We start from the raw sequence: 17,416 nt of genomic DNA, 5'->3' as shown, positions 1-17,416 counted from the left end.
CCGTCGAGAGAGAGGCGCGGGCACTGATTGCATTCTGACCGAGAATACGGCAATAATAAAATGAAGCGTGGGTCGTTAGCTCAGTTGGTAGAGCAGCTGACTCTTAATCAGCGGGTCGCAGGTTCGAGTCCTGTACGGCCTACCACTCTTTTCATTAACTGGTGCCGATTATGGAATTGGCTACCCTGGCGTCCATGCGAATGTCACGCGAAGGCGCGCTACTTCAGCAAGATTGAGCCGTAGCGTCTCTCCGTCGCCCGGGAAAGGGCCGCCGACGTTCTTGAACGTCAGCACCACCTGATATATCTGCCGCTCATCTTGCCAGATGGCATGCAGGAGATTTGGGAAAGAAGACAACGGCTTTGACCGGTTGCGTGCTCTCGGACTGTCTCAGCCTGGCTCGTGGTGGTTGTCACTTGTGCTTTTCAGCGCCATCGGGATTTACAACAGAAAGCTTGATGGCGTTTGTGACCTCGCCGTTAGTTCCAGCCGACCATTCGATTGTTATTTCGAAAATCCGGGAGTCTCCTGGATAGATGCCCTTCAATAGTTCATCTTTGGCGTTTGCGAATTCTCCGTCGAGATACTGTATGAACCAGACCCTGACGTCAACTATTTCACTTCGTTCATTCTTAATTATTCCCGTCGCATGGGACGAAATGATTTCGCCGAGCCCGTTAGTTGTATCTCTGACCGCTTTTCCCAAGATGACCAACTTATAGGCTGGCAGTGAACGAGCCACTTCCTCCTCCTCGCGCTTCTTTCTTTCTTTCGCCTCGGCTTCAGCACGCTTTTCTCGTTCCTCGTCCTCTACCTTGTCCTGCTTGCGCAGGTCTTCGTAGCTGACAGTGACTGACCAGATTCCATGTTCAGACAAGTCGGGGCCCAAGCGGTATTTCAGGCGATTGGAAAGGTAGTAACGCCTTTCAGACTGTCCCTTGTAGTCCCAGTCGGCGACCTTGTACGGGCCATAATCATCGAGCGTCGAAGGGTTGTCTGCGACTGACGCGACGTTGTTGTCCCTTGTCGGAGCATCTCCTGAAGCGTAAATCTTCGAGACTTGCCCATCTTTGAAGAAAATGTAGAGGATATTGTTGCCGATTGCCCAAGCTGCGGTCGCATCTTTTGAGCCCGCTATGCTGTCGTTTGGCCGGTCGCTGTACTTCCAATCCGGTTGCCCGAGCGTAGCGACAACTCTGCCCGACGACATGCCGAGGCCAATACCCATTATTCTAATGTCCTCCAGCTTCGGAAGCTTCTGATGCTCTGAAGCCTTAGCAAGCAGCAGGCTTAACAGCAGTAGCGCCGACGCAAGAGCAAGAACTCTCATAATGTCCCTCAACGATGCCGGCGTCGCCGACAGCGAGCAGAGAGTATACGCGCCTTCTGACGTTTCGGCAAGCAAACGGGAGGGCGTGCCGTAGCCAATGCTGGCTATTCCCAGTAAATGTACGTGCCTAAACGCAACACTCCGTACTTGGCCAGCATCAGCTCGAGATGGCCGCTCTCGGTCTATTACAGGCGTTTCCTAATGTCTGTTGAGTAACTAACTCAGAAGAAACTTGCTCTATAGCTGTCTCGGACATCACGGCCGTCGCCGCGCACCTACTTCGGCCGCTTCGCAAACAGCCATGTCGCACCGGTCTCTGACGGTTCTGTTTCCAATCCGCCTTCGGCCAGGATGAGCCGCAGCGTCTCTCCGTCACCGAGGACGAGCCCGACAACGTCCGTGAACGTCAGCACCGCCTGAGAACCAACTGCCTTCCACGTCCCACTGCTGGTGCCGCCCGCGACGGCCAGAGTGAACGTGTGATCAGACTTCAATTCCAGTGCCATCTGGCCGATTTCATCGATCTCCTCACGGACGCCTGCCGACATGGCATCGTTGGGTGACAGCTCAACAGAATGCACCCAACTGCCGACGACCTGTTCGTCTGAGATCGGTGGCACTTTCGGCTTGCAGCCGATCACGCTGGCTACCAACAGAAGTGCAACAAGAAATGTGTTAGTTGTCAGGGTGGTCTTCTCCTCGGCGCCTTGCCCGCCGCTCCTGAGTATACGCGCAACTGAGAACTGGGACTTGTGACGGCCATATGGAACATTCACGGGCCGCGAGGCTTCTCACACCTATCCGCAGAGAACGCGGATGAGGATTGGAGAAAGACGATGAAAAACCTCATCAACATCTTGGCTGCTGCGTCGCTTCTCATGACGACAACGGTCGCGACCGCACAAGTCCCACCCACCAATGCGCAGGCAGAACACGGCGTCGTCGGGCACGAAGTTTTCTCGACCAGCACCCCGGGAGGCGGAGGCCAGCTCAAGTCACAGGGCGTCAACGGCAAGAAATCCTCCTGGTACATCAGCTCGACGGCCCCAGCGCGGCTCGCCGTCACTAACGTAGTCATCACTTACTACCACTGCAAAGAGTGCCGCGACAAGGCCAAAGCAGAAAGGAAGAAGCTGATCGACCTCAAGAAGAAGGAAAAGGCCGACAATAAGAAAAAGAAGGACGAGCCCATGAAGAAGGCTCCTCCGAAGGGCAAGGACACCCCGACTTACGACCCGCGATTTTGGAAGTACGAAAACGGCAAGCTGATCCCGGTCAACGATCACAGCAAATGCCCTAAGCCCGACAAGTTCGAGTGCGGACAGCATTACCTCTGGTGGCTCGAGAACCACAAGCACGCTGAGCCGAAGAACAGCGACGACAACGACCACAGCAAGTGCAAAAAGCCTCTGAAGTTCGAGTGCGGCGCGCACTACCAGTGGTGGCTGCGAAACCACAAGCATATCAGCTCTTCGAAGAACGCCATGCTCCCGAACGAATACCAACTGTTCGTCAGCGGTACGGTCGTACCGGGACAGCCGGTCACCGGGACAGTTCTCGACGCGAACGGTGCAGTTGCATCAGGCGTGGTCATCGAAATCACTGACGGCGAAGAGATCACGACGGACGAATACGGACGGTTCTGGTTCATCGCACCTGAAGACGTCGATACGATACTGCTGACGATCGCTGGCACAGAAATCAGGAGAGCGATCTGGAACACCGGCACGACCCAGCACACAAACGGCTCGGGCGTAGTCGACGGGCTCGACGCAGAGACTGCAGACCGGAACACCGAGTTTGACGAGGCTGGTGACACCGCGTCGCAGACCGATCCCACGCCATCGCAAGGCGAGCGTATCATGACTCCGCAGTTCGGGCAAATCGGCCAGACGATGGAGATCGCCGGTTACTTCCCGCTCGGGACGAACTTGACGCTCGACGGTGACACCGTCGCAGTGCTTGCGAGCTCTCCGTCGGCGGTGACCGTGGTGCTTCCGGCGAACCTCGTGCCTGGTCGGCACACAGTGGAGCTGCAGCGTGATGGCGAGATCATGGCGATCGCCAGCTTCGCCGCAATTATACTGCAGATCGAACTCGCCGAACGCACGCTGATGATCGGTCAGAAGGGCAGGGTGAAGGTGAAGGTGATCGGCACCGAGATGAGCGTTGCGATCCAGATCGACGTCGCAACTCCGGGAATCCTCAAGGCCTTGTGCAACGGAAGGGTTTATTCGTCCGGCGGGTCGCTCAACTTCGTGGACATCGAAGTTGTCGCACTCAAGCCTGGCGCGTTCAAGATCAATCTAACGCCGCTGATGGACTACATTCCGAATAACCATTAACGTCCAATTGCATGGCGAACGACTGTGCCCCAGACTACACCTAGTCCCCGTTTCAACGAAGAAGCGGGGACTTACAACTTGGTCGAGAGCAAGACGGTCGCGGCGTGATCAGAAGCCAGCCTCCGACCGTCCTCGCCCATGACGGTCAGCATCGTGGCGAGCGGATCCGAATCTATGCCCTTAGCCGCGATAACAGTCGCTTGAATTCGATTGGTCACTCCGAGACCGGTTCGTGGATCGACGACGTGCGAATACCGAACTCCGTCGATCTCAAGGAACTGCTCAGTGTCGCCGGACGTCGCAATCGATGCGTTTGACAGATATAGCGCATCCGATCGGCCAGCGACGCGAACTGTCCAGCCAAGCGTGTTAGGTGGAGAGATCGACACGCCGATGTCGCCGCCAGCCTGGATCATCGCCCTTTCGACTCCGTTCGATCGCAGTACGGCCAGCGCGTCGTCGTTCGCATAACCTTTCGCGATTCCGCCGAGATCGAGGAACATCCCTGGCAAGGCCAAATCAACGAATTGACCGCGGGCGTTAAGCTTCATCTTCTGCCAGCCGACAAGACGCAGAGCGCTCGCCAGATCGGCTGTCGCTGGCATCGCCTTGCTTCGCCGCGCCTCGCGCCACAGGCGGATGATCGGCGAAGCCGTCACGTCAAAAGCGCCATCAGACTTCTCGGCAAGCTCTTGAGCACGCGCCAACACATCGAAAAGCTCGCGAGAAACCGTAACTGGGCCACTCCCTGCTCGTTTGCAAAGCAGCATCAGTTCGCTATCTGCGCGGTAGTCGCTAAATACCTGTTCTAGCTCGGCGTATCGGGTGTAAGCCGCTATCGCGGCGTGCTCTGCGGTACCCTGATCAGGAGCATAGAGCCGCAGGTTGACCCGTACGCCCATGTGCAACTGGCTGTAAGAGAATAGGCCAGTCGCAGATGGGTCTTGCATCGATGCGACTCGGTGAGGTTCCATGATCCTAAGTACCGTTTTGGCAGCCAGTTTTATTATCGCGCAAGACTCCCGACCGGAATCGTTCATCGAGCAGATTCCTGGCACGGTGGTCAGATTTAGGATGGTCGGCATACCTTCCGGCGAGTCGAAGCGCAACGGCAAGACAGAGCAGATCAAGGCTTTTTGGATCGGCGAGACCGAAGTCACTTGGGATATGTACGACGTGTGGGCGTTTCGCATGGACTTGACCGACGAGGAGCGGGCGGCAGACGTCGATGCAGAGCTGAGGCCGAGCAGGCCGTACGGTGCGCCTGATCGTGGCTACGGGCACCAAGGCTACGCAGCTCTCGGCGCAACGCACAGAGCAGCAGTAGTCTTCTGTAAATGGCTTTCAGAAAAGACCGGCAAGGTTTACCGCTTGCCGACAGAGCAGGAGTGGGAGTACGCAGCACGCGCGGGCTCAGCATCAGTGCCTAAGCAGCTGGAAGAGTACGCCTGGTTCTGGAACAACGGTGAGGACGTCGCACATCCGGTCGCATCCAAGTCGCCGAACGTCTGGGGTCTGCACGATACACTTGGAAATGCAGCGGAGTGGGTGGACACCGAAAAGGAGCCGGTCATCAAGGGAGGATCGTTCCAAAGTAAGGCGCCGGACGTCAGTTTTGACTGGCGAGCACCGTACAACAAGAGCTGGCAAGAGCGCGACGCGCAGATACCAAAAAGCGAGTGGTGGCTCTCAGATGGCGAACATGTTGGCTTTAGGGTTGTATGCGAAGGCCCAAATTAGCAACAATAGGAGAATGGCACAGATGAGTCGCCGCAATTTCATAGTGGGCTCGGCGGCGGCAGCCGCAGCGCTCAGCAGCAAGAACGTCCTCGCGCACGGGGTCAGACCGGACCAGATCAAGATCGGGCTCATCGGTTGCGGCGGTCGCGGAACCGGCGCAGCGACCAATGCGATCGAGGCGACTGACGAAGTCGTCATCTGGGCGATGGCGGACGTTTTCCCCGATCGGATGGCCAGCTCTAAGCGCAATCTGGCAGCGGGCGCCAAAGAGAAGTTCCAGGTCACCGACGACCGAACGTTCATCGGTTTCGATGCGTACAAGCACGTGCTGGACACGGACATCGACGTAGTGATCATTGCGACCCCGCCAGGTTTCCGTCCGGCTCACGTCGTGGCCGCGGTAGAAGCGGGGAAGCACATCTTTATGGAGAAGCCCGTCGCCGTTGACGGGCCTGGCATTCGCAAGGTCATCCGAGCTTCGGTCCGCGCCAAAGGCAAAGGCCTCGCGATCGTCGCTGGCACGCAGCGCCGCCACGACAACGCCTACAACGAGTGCATGGACCGCATCCGCTCGGGCCAAATCGGCGACGTTGTAGCAAGCTATGCGTACTGGAATCAGGGCGGGCTTTGGATGCACCCGCGCAAAGACGAGTGGTCCGACCTCGAGTGGCAGATGCGAAACTGGCTGTACTTCACCTGGCTTTCGGGCGATCACATCTGCGAGCAGCACATCCACAACATCGACGTCTGCAACTGGGCGCACGGCGGCCACCCCGTCAAGTGCACGTCGCTCGCCGGCAGGGAGGTCAGAACTGACCCGGCATACGGGCACGTCTTCGATCACTTCTCCACGGAGTACACGTATGAAGACGGCTCGATCATGATGAGTTCGTGCCGGCAGATCGACGGTTGCGTCTCAAAGGTCGCCGAACACATCGTTGGCACCAAGGGCGTCACCAACGGAAACAAGTACATCAACGGCGAGAACCGCTGGCGGTTTGAGGGCGAGCGGCCGAACTCCTACGTACTGGAGCACCGAAACCTGCATGAGAGCATCCGATCAGGCAACCTGCTCAACGAGGGCGTTCGCGTTGCAGAGAGCACGCTCACGGCGATCATGGGCCGTATGTCCGCCTACACTGGCCAGGAGATCTCCTGGGATCAGGCGTTCTCCTCGGACGAGGTCCTCATGCCGGAGGATATCGACTGGAACATGGACCTCGCGATTCCAGAAGTTGCCGTGCCGGGCAAGACGGCGCTCAGCTAGAAAGGCAAACTGAGTGGATCGCAAGCTGAGTCGTCGAGACGCGCTGAAAGTCGGCGCAGTGGGTGGTGCGACGCTCGCGTTCGGCGGGATCGGAGCTACGGATATGCCGAATCAATCGAAGTTCAAACTGAAGTACGCGCCTAGCTTCGGGCAGTTGTCGGCTCACGCTGGCAACGACCTCGTCGACCAGTTGAAGTTCGCGGCCGACGAGGGGTTCCACGCCTGGGAGGACAACGGCATGAAGGGCAAGTCCGTCGCAGACCAGGAGCGTCTCGGCAAGGCGATGGACGATCTTGGAATCACGATGGGCGTGTTCGTCGCGAACTCCATCGGCTGGGGCGACCCGACTTTGACCACCGGCGATAGGCAGCACATCGACAAGTTCGTGGCTGACTGCCACGAGTCGGTCGAGGTCGCCAAGCGCGTCGGCGCGAAGTGGATGACCGTCGTCCCGGGCACTGTTCAGCTCAACCGCGACTTCGACTACCAGACGGCTACGATCATCGACGTCCTGCGGCGCGCGACGGAGATCTTCGAGCCGCACGGGCTGGTCATGGTTCTCGAGCCGCTCAACTTTGCCATGCACCCGAACCTTTTCCTGACCAAGATGTCGCAGGCGTTCGCGATCTGCCGCGCGGTCAACAGCCCGTCTTGCAAGATCCTCGACGACCTCTTCCACCAGCAGGTCCAAGAGGGGAACCTGATTCCGAACATCGACGCAGCGTGGTCGGAGATCGCCTACTTCCAAGTCGGCGACAACCCCGGTCGCAAGGAGCCGCTCACCGGCGAGATCAACTACCGCAACGTATTCAAGCACATCCACGGCAAAGGTTTCACCGGCGTCGTCGGCATGGAGCATGGCAAGAGCCAAGGCGGAAAAATGGGCGAGCGCAAACTGATCGACGCCTACCGCTGGTGCGACGACTTCTAGAGGCGTCCTGCCAGTCCCCTCTCCCCCGTGAGACTGTTCTCCTAAGGAGTCTCTGGTGGCGAGTCCGCAGTGAACAGAGGTCAGGGTGAGGGGTTCAAACAGATACAGTCCTTTCCACTGTATTCGATTCGACCTCGCGGCCAATCGCACCGGTCTCTTTCACCGCCAAGTGCGTATTTACGGACAGACCCTATCGGGCATGACCGTGCCACACGCCGTCAATCTCCTCTCCCTTGGGGGAGGATTAAGGAGGGGGTTCGAGCAGAATTAGCTTCCTCCCACGGAGCCTCGGGGGAGGATTGAGGAGGGGGCCATGCACACCCGCACGGACAAACCCTATCGGGCCTGACCGTGGCACACGCTGTGTCAATCTCCTCTCCCTTTGGGGGAGGATTAAGGAGGGAGCCAGAAGTTCTAGAATCCGGTGCTGAAGCCCAGGCCGAACACGAAGTTGGAGCGATTGGGCGCTCCGGCAAGCATGTCCTTGTCCACCAAAGTCGAGAATAGGAGCGTCAGGTAAAGGTCTGTGCTGTCAGAGACGGACGTCGTGAAGGCTCCATAGACTGAGAAGTCCGCAAAGTTGGCTTCGCTGTTTCCGTAGTAGAACAGGTTGTGTTTTTTGTCGCCGTAGCCTATCGCAGTGCCCCACGAGAAGCTGACTTCATTGGATAATCCGCCAGACGTGATGACGCCGAGATCCTGGTCGAACGCGAGGTTCAGGTATACGCCATCGGCTTGGTCGACGTCGAAGTAGATCGCGAGCGTCGTGGCCCACTCGCCCATCGGCCTGCTGTAGGTCGCGAACACTTCGGAGGTCGCAGCAGCTCCGACGCTGGGGAACTGGTAGTGGATATAGCCCAAGCTCCAGTCTGCGCCGCCAGAGGCGCCGCTGTAGGTCAGTGTCGAATCCAACTCGGTGAAGCGACCCTCTCCCGGGTAGGCGCTCACGCCGGTCAGTTCGTAGTTTCCCCAAAAGTTAAAGCTCAACGCACCGTACGCAACGTCGAGCGATGGTTGCCAGACTGCGCCGTTGACGACGTTGATCCCTCGCCAGTTGTACTGGTTGAAGAACGGCGAGTCGAAGCTGAACTGTGCTTCCTGAGCGGTCGCGGGAGAAACAGTGAGGCCTAGAGCCGCTGCCAGAGCGAGAGCGCCAAGCGTGGACCGTGAGTTTGTCATTCGATTTATCCTCGTGCCCCGTTTGGAGCCATTGCCATTATCCTCAAGTGGTCGAGAAAAAACAATGACAATCCCATTACAATTTGATGATCCGCGCTATTGTCTCTTGCTTGCCCAATTGACAGCTTGGCCGATCATTTCGACGAACGCCTGTTCGGTGTACGACTCGTCCGTGTGGCCTAGCCCCGTGTAGAAAGAGCGGCCGCCGGATTTGTACTCTTGGCACCAGGTGATCGGGTGGTCGTCGCCCATCGAATGGCCTTCGTACGTCGATGTGTCGACCCTGGCAAGCACCCGCACGTTCGTACGCGGGTTGACGCGGTAGTCGTACCACTCGTCCTTGCGGTGCCAAACCGCCGGCAGGTGCTTCGTCGCTGGGTGCTCCCGGTCCTCGAGGATCACGTCCGCCTCCTGCTGCGCCGGGTGGCCCTTGAAATACGCGCCGACCAGCTTGCCGTACCACTCCCAGTCGTACTCCGTGTCCGCCGCGGCATGGATGCCGACGAACCCGCGCCCAGGGCCGTACCACGCCTCCATTGCCTTCTGCTGGCTTTCGTCCAAGATGTCGCCGGTCGTGTTGAGGAACACGATCACCTGGTACTTGCCGAGCTTCTCGGGCGTGAACTCCGCGGCGTCCTCGCTGTACCAGACCATCCATGCGTGCTCGAGCGCGAGCTTCTTGAACATCTCCTTGCCAGCCTCGATCGAGCCGTGCCGGAAGCCTGCGGTTTTCGAGAAGACCAGCACGCCGGTCTCGGGGATGCGGATCTGGTTCTGTTGATCCATGACGGTCGCGGCGAGAAGTGCGGCAGTAAGCATCAGACGGTTAGTCTATCGCATACGCTGAATCCCGCATTGCTGTTTCGAGCACTACCCCTTGGTCATGTCGAACGTTATGTTGTCACCGTCGAAGTCGATCGTGCCCGATAGTGTCGTCCCGTTGCCGCCCAACACGAACGTCCCTGTTCCGAACGCAGGGTTTTCGCTGGGGAACGAGACGGTGAGCGTCGCGTCTCCGTTTTCGAGGACCAGGCCTGTCAAGGGGCCGTCTTCGCCAGAGAAGTTGCTGTGCATCGAGCCGTTCAGTTCACCTAAGACATCGATCTCGAAGAACACTGGGCCGTCGGCGACGTCACCGTCCCAAGTGCCAGTCCAGAAGCCCTCGAACGGGTTGAACAGGATGAATCCGCCGCCGCCGCACCCCGAGAGCGTGATTGACGCCAGTAGAAGAGCGGACAGCAACATTTTCATGATCAAGAGATTGAGGGTTTGGGAGTTCGGGTTTGTTCGGGTTTGTTCGGAGTGGTTCGGATTCGCACCTTGACATTAGTCCCTCTCTCAGCCAACTGCCAACTGCCAACTACTCCCCATCGCCGTCGTCATCCTCCTCATCCGCCTCTTCTTCTTCGGGCGTCACGTACTTGTCCAGCCACGCGATCCAGCGCGCCCACATGTCGAGCAGCGTCTCCTCGGCGCGCGGTCCGTGGCCCTCGTGCGGATACATGTAGAGCGCGGCGGTCTTGCCGTTGCTCTCGAGCATGTGGTACATGCGCTCCGCGTGGGTCGGGTTGGTGCCGACGTTCTGGTCCTCCATTCCGTGGTACATCAGCAGCGCGCCCGTGAGCTGGTTTGCGTAAAGCAGGGGCGACATCGTCGTGTACACCTCGCGCGCTTCGTACAGCAGCCTTCGCTCCCTCTGGAACGCCATCGGCGTCAGCGTACGGTTGTAGTTGCCGTCGCCCGCGATTCCGGCTTTGAAGAACGGCGTCTGCACCATCGCGTTGGCCGTGCCGAAAGCGCCGTAGCTGTGCCCGCCGATCGCGAGCTGGTCCCGGTCGATCATCCCGCGCCGCTCGCACTCGTCGATCACCGTGCTGAGGTTGGTGCGAAGGTCGTGGAGGAAATTGTCGTTCCACCGTCCGTCCGCGCCGACGATCGGGCAGTCCGGCTCGATGACGGCGTAACCGACCTGCGTGAAGAACTGTTTGCTCGACGCGCTGTATCGGGGATAGCTGTTCTTGTTGTACGTGCGACCGCGCTCGTCGTAGCTCTTCTGGTCTGTGAACTCGCTCGGATAGAACCAGAAGAACGCAGGGAGTTTGTTGCCCGACCACCATTCGGGCATCGTGGCCTTGACCCAGAACTTGAAACCGTCCGGTCGCGTGACCTGGAACCGCTCGACCTTCAACTCGGTCATCTCAGGTCGGTACTCCTTGTTCTTCGTCAGCTTCTTTGAGTCACCGGTCGAGGTGTTGATGAGGTGAGAATCGGGCAGGGTCGTCTTCGACTGCCTCTGCACCACAATCTGGCCGACGCCCTCTCCGAGCACGGCCTGGAGGGTTTCGTAGACGTCCTCTGCCGACTGCCAGACGCGCGTGCTTTCGCCGTCGCTCATGCTCACTGCATCGATGAACGGGCGCGGTGCGTTGGCCTGCGGGTCTTTGTTGTACTGCGTTCCTCTGAGGAACACGTTGCCGTCGTGGATGCGCACGACGCTGCGACCGAAAGGACCGGGCGTCGTCATCAGGCTACCGGGGTTCTTGTAAAAGTCCGCGCTCTTGAAAGTGCGAACGACTGTCTGATCGTCTCCAGTGATTGCGGTTGTAACGCTCGCTCCGTCTTTCGTCTGCGTGATGAACAGGGTGCTGGCGTCAGCCGAATACTGGACGCTGCCGATGCTGTCCTCCGATTCATAGACGACCTCCTTGTCGTCGTCGCCGTACGGTGCCTTCCAGAGCATGACCCGATCCTTGAGCTTCTTGTCCGGGTCGTCCTCGTCCTTCTCCTCTTTGTGGAGATAGGAGAGCCCGGCGCCGTCCGGACGCCAAGAGAAGCTTCGCATGCCAGCCCCGCCCCGCCCGCCACCTTGACCAAACCGTCCGCCCGGGCCGCGCCCGCCACCGCCGCCTGCGCCTTCACGCAAGGGTCGCTTGGAGAACTCGTGCAGCACTTCGCCGTCCTCGTCCCAAAGCTCGTCGACCGTTCCGAAGTTCGAGTGGGGGACGATGTGCGAAAACGGTTCGACGACCGTCGTGACGCGCACGTACCGTCCAACAGGCGAAGGGTCGATGGAGCGCACGATCTTCGCGTCGCCGACTTCGTGGAGCCGAGCGCGCATATCGACGATGCAGACGACGCCGGTAGTGAAGTACTCATAGAGGTCCATCTGGTGCGGCGAATCGAGCAGCGTGGCGTAGGTGCGGAGCCTGTTGCTCTTCGGGTCGGTCACGCGCACGAGCGGCACGTCGTTCCTCGCGAGGCCGTTCGGCTCGCCGTCCATACGATCCGGCCGAAAAACCGCGACCAAGGCGTTGCCGCTGTCCGTCCACCTCGGAGAAGTGACGTAAGTCGCCAGGAGCGGCCTGCGATTCAGTCGTCTTACTTTGCCACTCTTGACCTCCGCAACGTACAAGTAGCTAGCCCTGTCAAAGTTCGCAAAGAACGCTAGTTGCGAGCCGTCCGGCGACCACCGCTCGCCGCTGGTCGTCGCGCCCTCCGGAATCTGGATCGCCCACTTCTCACCGCTCTCCCAGTCCAGGATCGACAGGCTCATGTTGCCGCGCGCGGTCATGTTGCGGCTTCTCGTCGCTTTGCGATCCACCTGCAGGCCACCGAGGTTGTAGTACGGCTTGGCCATGTCGGCGATCCTTTGCAAGCTCGGCCTGGTCGCGATCAAGAAGTGCTTGCCGTCCGGGCTGAGGTTGGTCAGGCTGACGTTCAGGTGCGCCGCCGCCGTGACCAGCTTCTCGATGTTCGGCGCTGGCTTGATATAGGCGTACTTGTTGATCGCGTCGTCGATCCCGTCCGCCCTGGCGAGCGAGGCAAGGGCGAGCGCGAATACAGCAAAGAGAGCAAGGCGTCTCATACTCATGCAGGGACGTTACCCCGAACCGCGCCTTGGTCGCGGTTCAGGCGCTGGCGTACTCGCGCCGGTCGAACACCAGGTCTTCCGTAATCTTCCAAACCTCGGGGTCGATCTTGTTCTCTGGCAGTATCTTGCTTCCGTGGACGATCCCGCTGCTGAGTCCGGCCTTGAGAGCGTAGTGCAGGAAAACGGAGTTCAGCACGATCCTGGTGGCGGGATTGAGGCCGAACGAGATGTTGCTGACCCCGAGCGTCGTGTTCGCCAGCGGGTACTTCCTCTTGATCTCCTTGATCGCCTTGATGGTCTCGATCGCGGCGGTCCGGAACTCTTCGTCGCCCGAGCCGAGCGTGAAGGTGAGGCAGTCGAAGAACACGTCGTGATCGGGGAGTCCGTAAGCGCGGGTCTGCTCGATCAGTCGATCCGCGACCTCGATTTTACGAGCGCAGGTTTTCGCCATTCCGTCCTCGTCTATCGTTAAGGCGACGACCGCTGCGGCGTACTTCTGAGCGAAGCCGAGCACCGTGTGCAGACGCTCGCCGCCGTCCTCGAAGTTGATCGAGTTGATGATCGGCTTGCCCGCGAGGTACTGCAGCGATACCTCGATCACGTTCGCCTCGGTCGAGTCGATCATGATCGGCACGGTCACCTGCTTGTTGTAGAGGCTGAGAAGAATCCGCATGTCGCGCTCTTCGTCGCGGCCAACGTAGGCGGTGCAGACGTCGATGACGTGCGAACCTTCGCCTTCAAGCTCGCGCGCGAGGTCGACCATCGCGTCCCAGTTATCGTTAGCGAGCAGTTTCTTGAACTTCCTGCTGCCGTTCGCGTTCGTCCTTTCGCCAATGATGAGGAACGAGGGCTCCTGGTCGTAAGGGACGAACTGGTAGAGCGACGAACAACCTACGAGCTTCAGCGCGCTCATCTGCTCTTGAGTCTTCATTGAGAAGTCGAAGCCGGGGAAGAGGTCGCGGCACTTCATCCAATGCGCGTTGCTCGTGTGCGGTCGTCCGCCGACCGCTTCGACGACCAACTTCATGTGCTCTGGCGTCGTTCCGCAACAGCCGCCCGCCATTGCGACACCGTCCTCCTTCACGAACAGCTCGTGGTGCTGCGCAAGCTCCTCTGGCGTGAGCTTGTAGACAGCTCTTCCGCCCTCCATCAAAGGGAGCCCCGCGTTCGGCTGCACGGAGATGGGACGTGTAGAGTTTTTGCCGAGGAACCGCACGTGCGACGCCATCTCCTTCGGGCCGGTCGCGCAGTTTATGCCGACAGCGACGACGCCGGGGAAGCACTCGACCATGTTGAGCGCCGCTCCGATCTCGCTTCCGACGAGCATCGTGCCTGTCTGTTCAATCGTGATCTGCACGAACAGCGGAAGCCGCTTTCCCGTCTCGGCCATCGCACGCTCTGCGCCCACGATGCTCGCCTTTGCCATCAGAAGGTCTTGTAGGGTTTCGAGGAGCAGAGCGTCGACTCCGCCGTCGATCAAGCCGGTCATCGCATCGCAGTACGTCGACTCCAGCTCGTCCCACGTCGCCTGGCCGAGGCTGATGAGCTTCGTTCCGGGGCCGACCGCCCCGACTGCAAAGCGCGGCCTGTCGCTCGTTGAGAACTTGTCCGTGGCGCGCCGCGCTATCTGTGCCGACGCTAGGCTGATATCGTAGACCAGCTCAGGAATCTCATAATCGTCGAGAACGATCGAGGTCGTGCCGAAACTGTTCGTTTCGACGATGTCGCACCCGACCGCGAGGTAGGACTCGTGCAACGCTTGAACAACCTCGGGTCGCGTGATGTTCAAAATGTCGTTGCACCCATCGAGCGGCTTGCCGTCGAGCCGTTGCGCGGCATCTTTGATCTTTGTCGGATAGTCGGCTGAAGGGTCGAGAGTAAAGTCCGCGTCGTCCTGCGCCGCGATTTGCAACTGCGTGCCGCTGGCCCCGTCCCAGACCAAGACGCGCTCGGCAAGGGCATCGAGCAGGGGACTTTCAAACTTCATGACTTAGATTATGAGACAGTTTGGGTGGGATTCTAGGTTCAAACTGCCACTGTGAGCCAACCGGACGCAATTTCGACTGATCCAACGGTGTTCGGTCGCTATTGGCCTAACGCTTCGAGGTACTTCACGCCGCTGCCGGTATTGAACAGCACGGTCTGGTCTGACTCCTTGAGGAAGCCGTTGTCGATCAGTCGGCGGTAGGCCGCAAGCGTAGCGCCGCCTTCCGGGCAGGCGAAGACGCCGGTCTTAGCAGCGATCTCGCGTGCGCACGAGATCATCTCTTCGTCGGTGACCGCGATCGCCGTCCCGCCGGAAGCGCGAATCAGGTCGAGCATGATGAAGTCGCCGACCGCCGCTGGCACGCGCAATCCGCTCGCCACCGTGTGGGCGTTTTCGTGCAGTTCCGCAAACCGTTCTCCCTTCTCAAAGGCAGTCACGATCGGACAGCAGCCGGTCGCCTGAACGGAGATCATCTTCGGGCGCTTTGATCCGATCCACTCCATGCGCTCCATCTCGTCGAACGCCTTCCACATTCCGATCAGCCCCGTTCCGCCGCCGGTAGGATAGATGATTGCGTCTGGCAGAGACCACGACATCTGCTCTGCGATTTCGTAACCCATCGTTTTCTTGCCTTCGATCCGGTACGGCTCTTTGAGGGTGCTGACGTCGAACCATCCGCGCTCCTCCTTCACTTCGGCGATCATGCGACCGCAATCGTTGATCAGCCCGTCGATCAGCTGCACGTCCGCGCCGTGCATCTGCGCCTCGATGATGCAAGCGAGGGGCGTGTCCTTCGGCATGTAGACGTGCGCCTTCAGTCCGGCCTTCGCGCAGTACGCCGCAAGCGCGCCGCCCGCATTGCCCGCGCTCGGCGCAGCCAGTTCGGTCGCACCCAGGTGCTTCGCCATGCTCACCGCGACGCTTATCCCCCGGGCTTTGAAAGAAGCAGTGGGGTTGACGCCCTCGTCTTTCACCCAAACATTGAGCCCAAGCGAAGGCGTGTGCCACAGCGGCGTCATCCCCTCTCCGAGACTGACGACCTCGCACGGAGGCAAGACCTCCCTGTACCGCCACATGGACGGCTCTCGATCTTTCAACGCCTCCTTCGACATCGTGGAAGGATCAAGATCGTAATCGACGCGCAAAGGCCGCTTGCAGTCCGTGCAGAGAGTTTGAAGGACGCTTCGGTCGTACTGCTTGCCGCACAGGTAGCAGGACAGGCCAATTTTCATGTCGCCATTGTACAGTGGGATTGAGCCTGCGTTGTCAGGCAACCACTTTACGACGGCCAGAGCCAGCCGAAAACGCCGGCCGTGAGGAGCGCGTAGACGACGCTGTCGAACGTGTACGCCCAGAACCCTTTGGTCCCGAACCAAATCATGTGGGGAATCCAGCCGAGGCCATGGGCCATGAACGCGATCGCTCCGCAAACGCGAAACACCGACAGGTACGGTGCGCCATCCAGACTTGAATTCGATCCGACGTAGGCGATGAAAACGCCGATGACAACATAAAGCAGCAACATCAAACCCAGGTTTCGCCCCATGTTCGTGGCAACAGGCCAGATCGTGAGGATCCCGTTCGGACCCTTTTCCATCTTGGCTTGGTGTTCGGGCGATTTCATCTCGGCCATCGTGGTGAACGGAAACATGTATTGGCCCGGTGCTACTCCCTCGAGCGCACTTGTTACGCGCTCCTCGTCAGGAAGTCCGACATAGTCAGATTTGTGATGTGGCAATACCATGTGCATGACCGAGCTGGCGATCCAGACGAAGGCCGCGGAGAGGAGGATCGGCATCCATAGTTCAGACAGAAATTCCATTGTTCGTCTCCTGCCTGAACAGACGTTGTATCTAGCCGAAAGAGTGCAGTTTAGCCCTGGCGAAGCATGAAGCGTTAGGAAGGTGGGTTTGTTGCGCACCAATAGAACCAACGCCGTGCGGACTCCGCACGGCGTTCGTCGCGTCCTAGCCTAAAACTCCCACTCAAAAATGAGCCTGAGCCGACCGGGAGCGCCCTTTGTCGAGACCCCGTACCCGACGAGGACCTTCTGGCCACGGTCTAACTGCAATCCGATAGTTGGACCGACGAAGTGCCTCTGTTTTGTGATGTTTCCAAACGCTTCGATTCCGTAGCTCAATTTGCGACCCTCCCTGAAGCTGACGCCGGTTGAGTACTCCCACTCGACGGCGTTCTTTCCGTCCGCCTTGCCCTCTGCGATGATGTTGGTCGTCCAGTTGTAGCCAGAGCTGAACGCCACAGTCGTAATGAGCTTAGCCTCCAGTTCGTACGCTTCTCCGCCCTCCTTCTTGACCTCGAAGTATAGGCCGGGGAGGACACGGTCGAAAGCGAACTCGCCGAACGAGTACCGCTGTTCGAACTTCCAGCCGACGACCCTCAGATCGCTGCCATCGCGCTCCATCAGCAGGTACGGAGCGACCATATAGTGACCGTCGACGCCGTACTCGAATTCGAGCCAAACGTCCGACTTGCCGCCGCCAAAGTCGGTGAACCAGAACTCCAGCTCACGTTCGCCCTCGTAGGCCACCCACCATTCGTAGCTCCACACGAGGTCGCGCTTGTGGGAAAGGGCGCAGGTGGCCAGACCGAATAGAAGCCCCGCTGCCATCGCAACGCACAGGCCGTGCCGCAACGGGTTCTTGATTTGCATTTCGGCTTGATTTTAGCGAATCAGCAGAGCATGGATATGGGACTTGCGGCGTAGATGCTGGGACTGGATTGCGAGCGGGTAAGGTCTGCTTAGTC

15 protein-coding genes and 1 tRNA gene are annotated in these 17,416 nt (G+C 59.2%); 5 read left to right on the top strand and 11 right to left on the bottom strand.

Annotation, left to right across the window (positions count from 1 at the left end):
* Positions 1–69 precede the first annotated feature (69 nt).
* Positions 70–145, top strand: a tRNA-Lys gene (locus tag IH944_00995).
* Between the two features lie 267 nt (positions 146–412).
* On the opposite strand, the gene IH944_00990 is transcribed toward IH944_00995, so the two are convergent.
* Together IH944_00990 and IH944_00985 are read right to left on the bottom strand one after the other, a co-directional pair.
* The gene (locus IH944_00990) at positions 413–1,330 is read right to left on the bottom strand and encodes a hypothetical protein (GenBank protein ID MCH7903123.1); all 918 of its coding nucleotides are present in this window, start codon (positions 1,328–1,330) and stop codon (positions 413–415) included.
* A 275-nt stretch (positions 1,331–1,605) separates the two neighbouring features.
* A complete protein-coding gene (locus IH944_00985; protein MCH7903122.1) occupies positions 1,606–2,106 on the bottom strand; it encodes a hypothetical protein in 501 nt (166 codons plus the stop codon).
* Positions 2,107–2,166: 60 nt separating this feature from the next.
* Between IH944_00985 and IH944_00980 the strand changes: the two genes are divergently transcribed.
* Positions 2,167–3,675: a carboxypeptidase regulatory-like domain-containing protein gene (locus IH944_00980; GenBank protein MCH7903121.1), complete on the top strand. Its 1,509-nt coding sequence runs from the start codon at positions 2,167–2,169 to the stop codon at positions 3,673–3,675.
* A gap of 71 nt (positions 3,676–3,746) precedes the next feature.
* Here the strand turns inward: IH944_00980 and IH944_00975 are convergent, their stop codons facing one another.
* Positions 3,747–4,649 carry an FAD:protein FMN transferase gene (locus IH944_00975; GenBank protein ID MCH7903120.1) on the bottom strand — a complete coding sequence of 301 codons (903 nt, stop codon included), beginning with the start codon at positions 4,647–4,649 and terminating at the stop codon, positions 3,747–3,749.
* On the opposite strand from IH944_00975, the gene IH944_00970 reads away from it, so the two are divergent.
* The 3 genes from IH944_00970 to IH944_00960 are packed head-to-tail and all read left to right on the top strand — an operon-like array spanning position 4,648 to position 7,613.
* The gene (locus tag IH944_00970) at positions 4,648–5,415 is read left to right on the top strand and encodes an SUMF1/EgtB/PvdO family nonheme iron enzyme (GenBank protein ID MCH7903119.1); all 768 of its coding nucleotides are present in this window, start codon (positions 4,648–4,650) and stop codon (positions 5,413–5,415) included. The genes IH944_00975 and IH944_00970 overlap by 2 nt on opposite strands.
* A gap of 13 nt (positions 5,416–5,428) precedes the next feature.
* On the top strand, positions 5,429–6,682 hold the full coding sequence (locus IH944_00965; GenBank protein ID MCH7903118.1) for a Gfo/Idh/MocA family oxidoreductase: 1,254 nt from the start codon (positions 5,429–5,431) through the stop codon (positions 6,680–6,682).
* A gap of 25 nt (positions 6,683–6,707) precedes the next feature.
* Positions 6,708–7,613, top strand: a complete 906-nt coding sequence (locus IH944_00960) for a TIM barrel protein (protein MCH7903117.1) — start codon at positions 6,708–6,710, stop codon at positions 7,611–7,613.
* Positions 7,614–8,027: 414 nt separating this feature from the next.
* Here IH944_00960 and IH944_00955 read toward each other — a convergent pair whose 3' ends face one another.
* The 8 genes from IH944_00955 to IH944_00920 form a co-directional block, all read right to left on the bottom strand.
* On the bottom strand, positions 8,028–8,792 hold the full coding sequence (locus tag IH944_00955; protein ID MCH7903116.1) for a hypothetical protein: 765 nt from the start codon (positions 8,790–8,792) through the stop codon (positions 8,028–8,030).
* A gap of 96 nt (positions 8,793–8,888) precedes the next feature.
* On the bottom strand, positions 8,889–9,611 hold the full coding sequence (locus IH944_00950) for a ThuA domain-containing protein (GenBank protein MCH7903115.1): 723 nt from the start codon (positions 9,609–9,611) through the stop codon (positions 8,889–8,891).
* Between the two features lie 51 nt (positions 9,612–9,662).
* Positions 9,663–10,043 carry a hypothetical protein gene (locus IH944_00945; protein ID MCH7903114.1) on the bottom strand — a complete coding sequence of 127 codons (381 nt, stop codon included), beginning with the start codon at positions 10,041–10,043 and terminating at the stop codon, positions 9,663–9,665.
* Between the two features lie 109 nt (positions 10,044–10,152).
* Positions 10,153–12,663 (bottom strand): prolyl oligopeptidase family serine peptidase, encoded by a 2,511-nt coding sequence (locus IH944_00940; GenBank protein ID MCH7903113.1) that lies wholly within the window; start codon positions 12,661–12,663, stop codon positions 10,153–10,155.
* Positions 12,664–12,700: 37 nt separating this feature from the next.
* The gene (locus IH944_00935) at positions 12,701–14,650 is read right to left on the bottom strand and encodes a homocysteine S-methyltransferase family protein (GenBank protein MCH7903112.1); all 1,950 of its coding nucleotides are present in this window, start codon (positions 14,648–14,650) and stop codon (positions 12,701–12,703) included.
* Between the two features lie 98 nt (positions 14,651–14,748).
* The gene (locus tag IH944_00930; GenBank protein ID MCH7903111.1) at positions 14,749–15,882 is read right to left on the bottom strand and encodes a threonine synthase; all 1,134 of its coding nucleotides are present in this window, start codon (positions 15,880–15,882) and stop codon (positions 14,749–14,751) included.
* 47 nt (positions 15,883–15,929) lie between these two features.
* A complete protein-coding gene (locus IH944_00925; protein ID MCH7903110.1) occupies positions 15,930–16,472 on the bottom strand; it encodes a hypothetical protein in 543 nt (180 codons plus the stop codon).
* A gap of 150 nt (positions 16,473–16,622) precedes the next feature.
* Entirely contained in the window at positions 16,623–17,321 is a 699-nt protein-coding gene (locus tag IH944_00920) for a hypothetical protein (GenBank protein MCH7903109.1), read from the bottom strand.
* Positions 17,322–17,416 lie beyond the last annotated feature (95 nt).

The organism is Armatimonadota bacterium, assembly GCA_022563855.1.
Taxonomy (GTDB): Bacteria; Armatimonadota; Fimbriimonadia; order Fimbriimonadales; family Fimbriimonadaceae; genus JADFMN01.
The sequence above is the reverse complement of the archived record's forward strand: the minus strand, read 5'-3'. Positions and strand labels throughout refer to the sequence as shown.

Excerpts from the sequence above, each read along its gene's own strand:
- IH944_00940 (MCH7903113.1), bottom strand. The coding sequence starts at position 12,663 with ATGAGTATGAGACGCCTTGCTCTCTTTGCTGTATTCGCGCTCGCCCTT.
- IH944_00920 (MCH7903109.1), bottom strand. The coding sequence starts at position 17,321 with ATGCAAATCAAGAACCCGTTGCGGCACGGCCTGTGCGTTGCGATGGCA.
- IH944_00980 (MCH7903121.1), top strand. The coding sequence starts at position 2,167 with ATGAAAAACCTCATCAACATCTTGGCTGCTGCGTCGCTTCTCATGACG.
- IH944_00925 (MCH7903110.1), bottom strand. The coding sequence starts at position 16,472 with ATGGAATTTCTGTCTGAACTATGGATGCCGATCCTCCTCTCCGCGGCC.
- IH944_00955 (MCH7903116.1), bottom strand. The coding sequence starts at position 8,792 with ATGACAAACTCACGGTCCACGCTTGGCGCTCTCGCTCTGGCAGCGGCT.
- IH944_00950 (MCH7903115.1), bottom strand. The coding sequence starts at position 9,611 with ATGCTTACTGCCGCACTTCTCGCCGCGACCGTCATGGATCAACAGAAC.
- IH944_00975 (MCH7903120.1), bottom strand. The coding sequence starts at position 4,649 with ATGGAACCTCACCGAGTCGCATCGATGCAAGACCCATCTGCGACTGGC.
- IH944_00935 (MCH7903112.1), bottom strand. The coding sequence starts at position 14,650 with ATGAAGTTTGAAAGTCCCCTGCTCGATGCCCTTGCCGAGCGCGTCTTG.
- IH944_00965 (MCH7903118.1), top strand. The coding sequence starts at position 5,429 with ATGGCACAGATGAGTCGCCGCAATTTCATAGTGGGCTCGGCGGCGGCA.
- IH944_00990 (MCH7903123.1), bottom strand. The coding sequence starts at position 1,330 with ATGAGAGTTCTTGCTCTTGCGTCGGCGCTACTGCTGTTAAGCCTGCTG.
- IH944_00945 (MCH7903114.1), bottom strand. The coding sequence starts at position 10,043 with ATGAAAATGTTGCTGTCCGCTCTTCTACTGGCGTCAATCACGCTCTCG.
- IH944_00930 (MCH7903111.1), bottom strand. The coding sequence starts at position 15,882 with ATGAAAATTGGCCTGTCCTGCTACCTGTGCGGCAAGCAGTACGACCGA.
- IH944_00970 (MCH7903119.1), top strand. The coding sequence starts at position 4,648 with ATGATCCTAAGTACCGTTTTGGCAGCCAGTTTTATTATCGCGCAAGAC.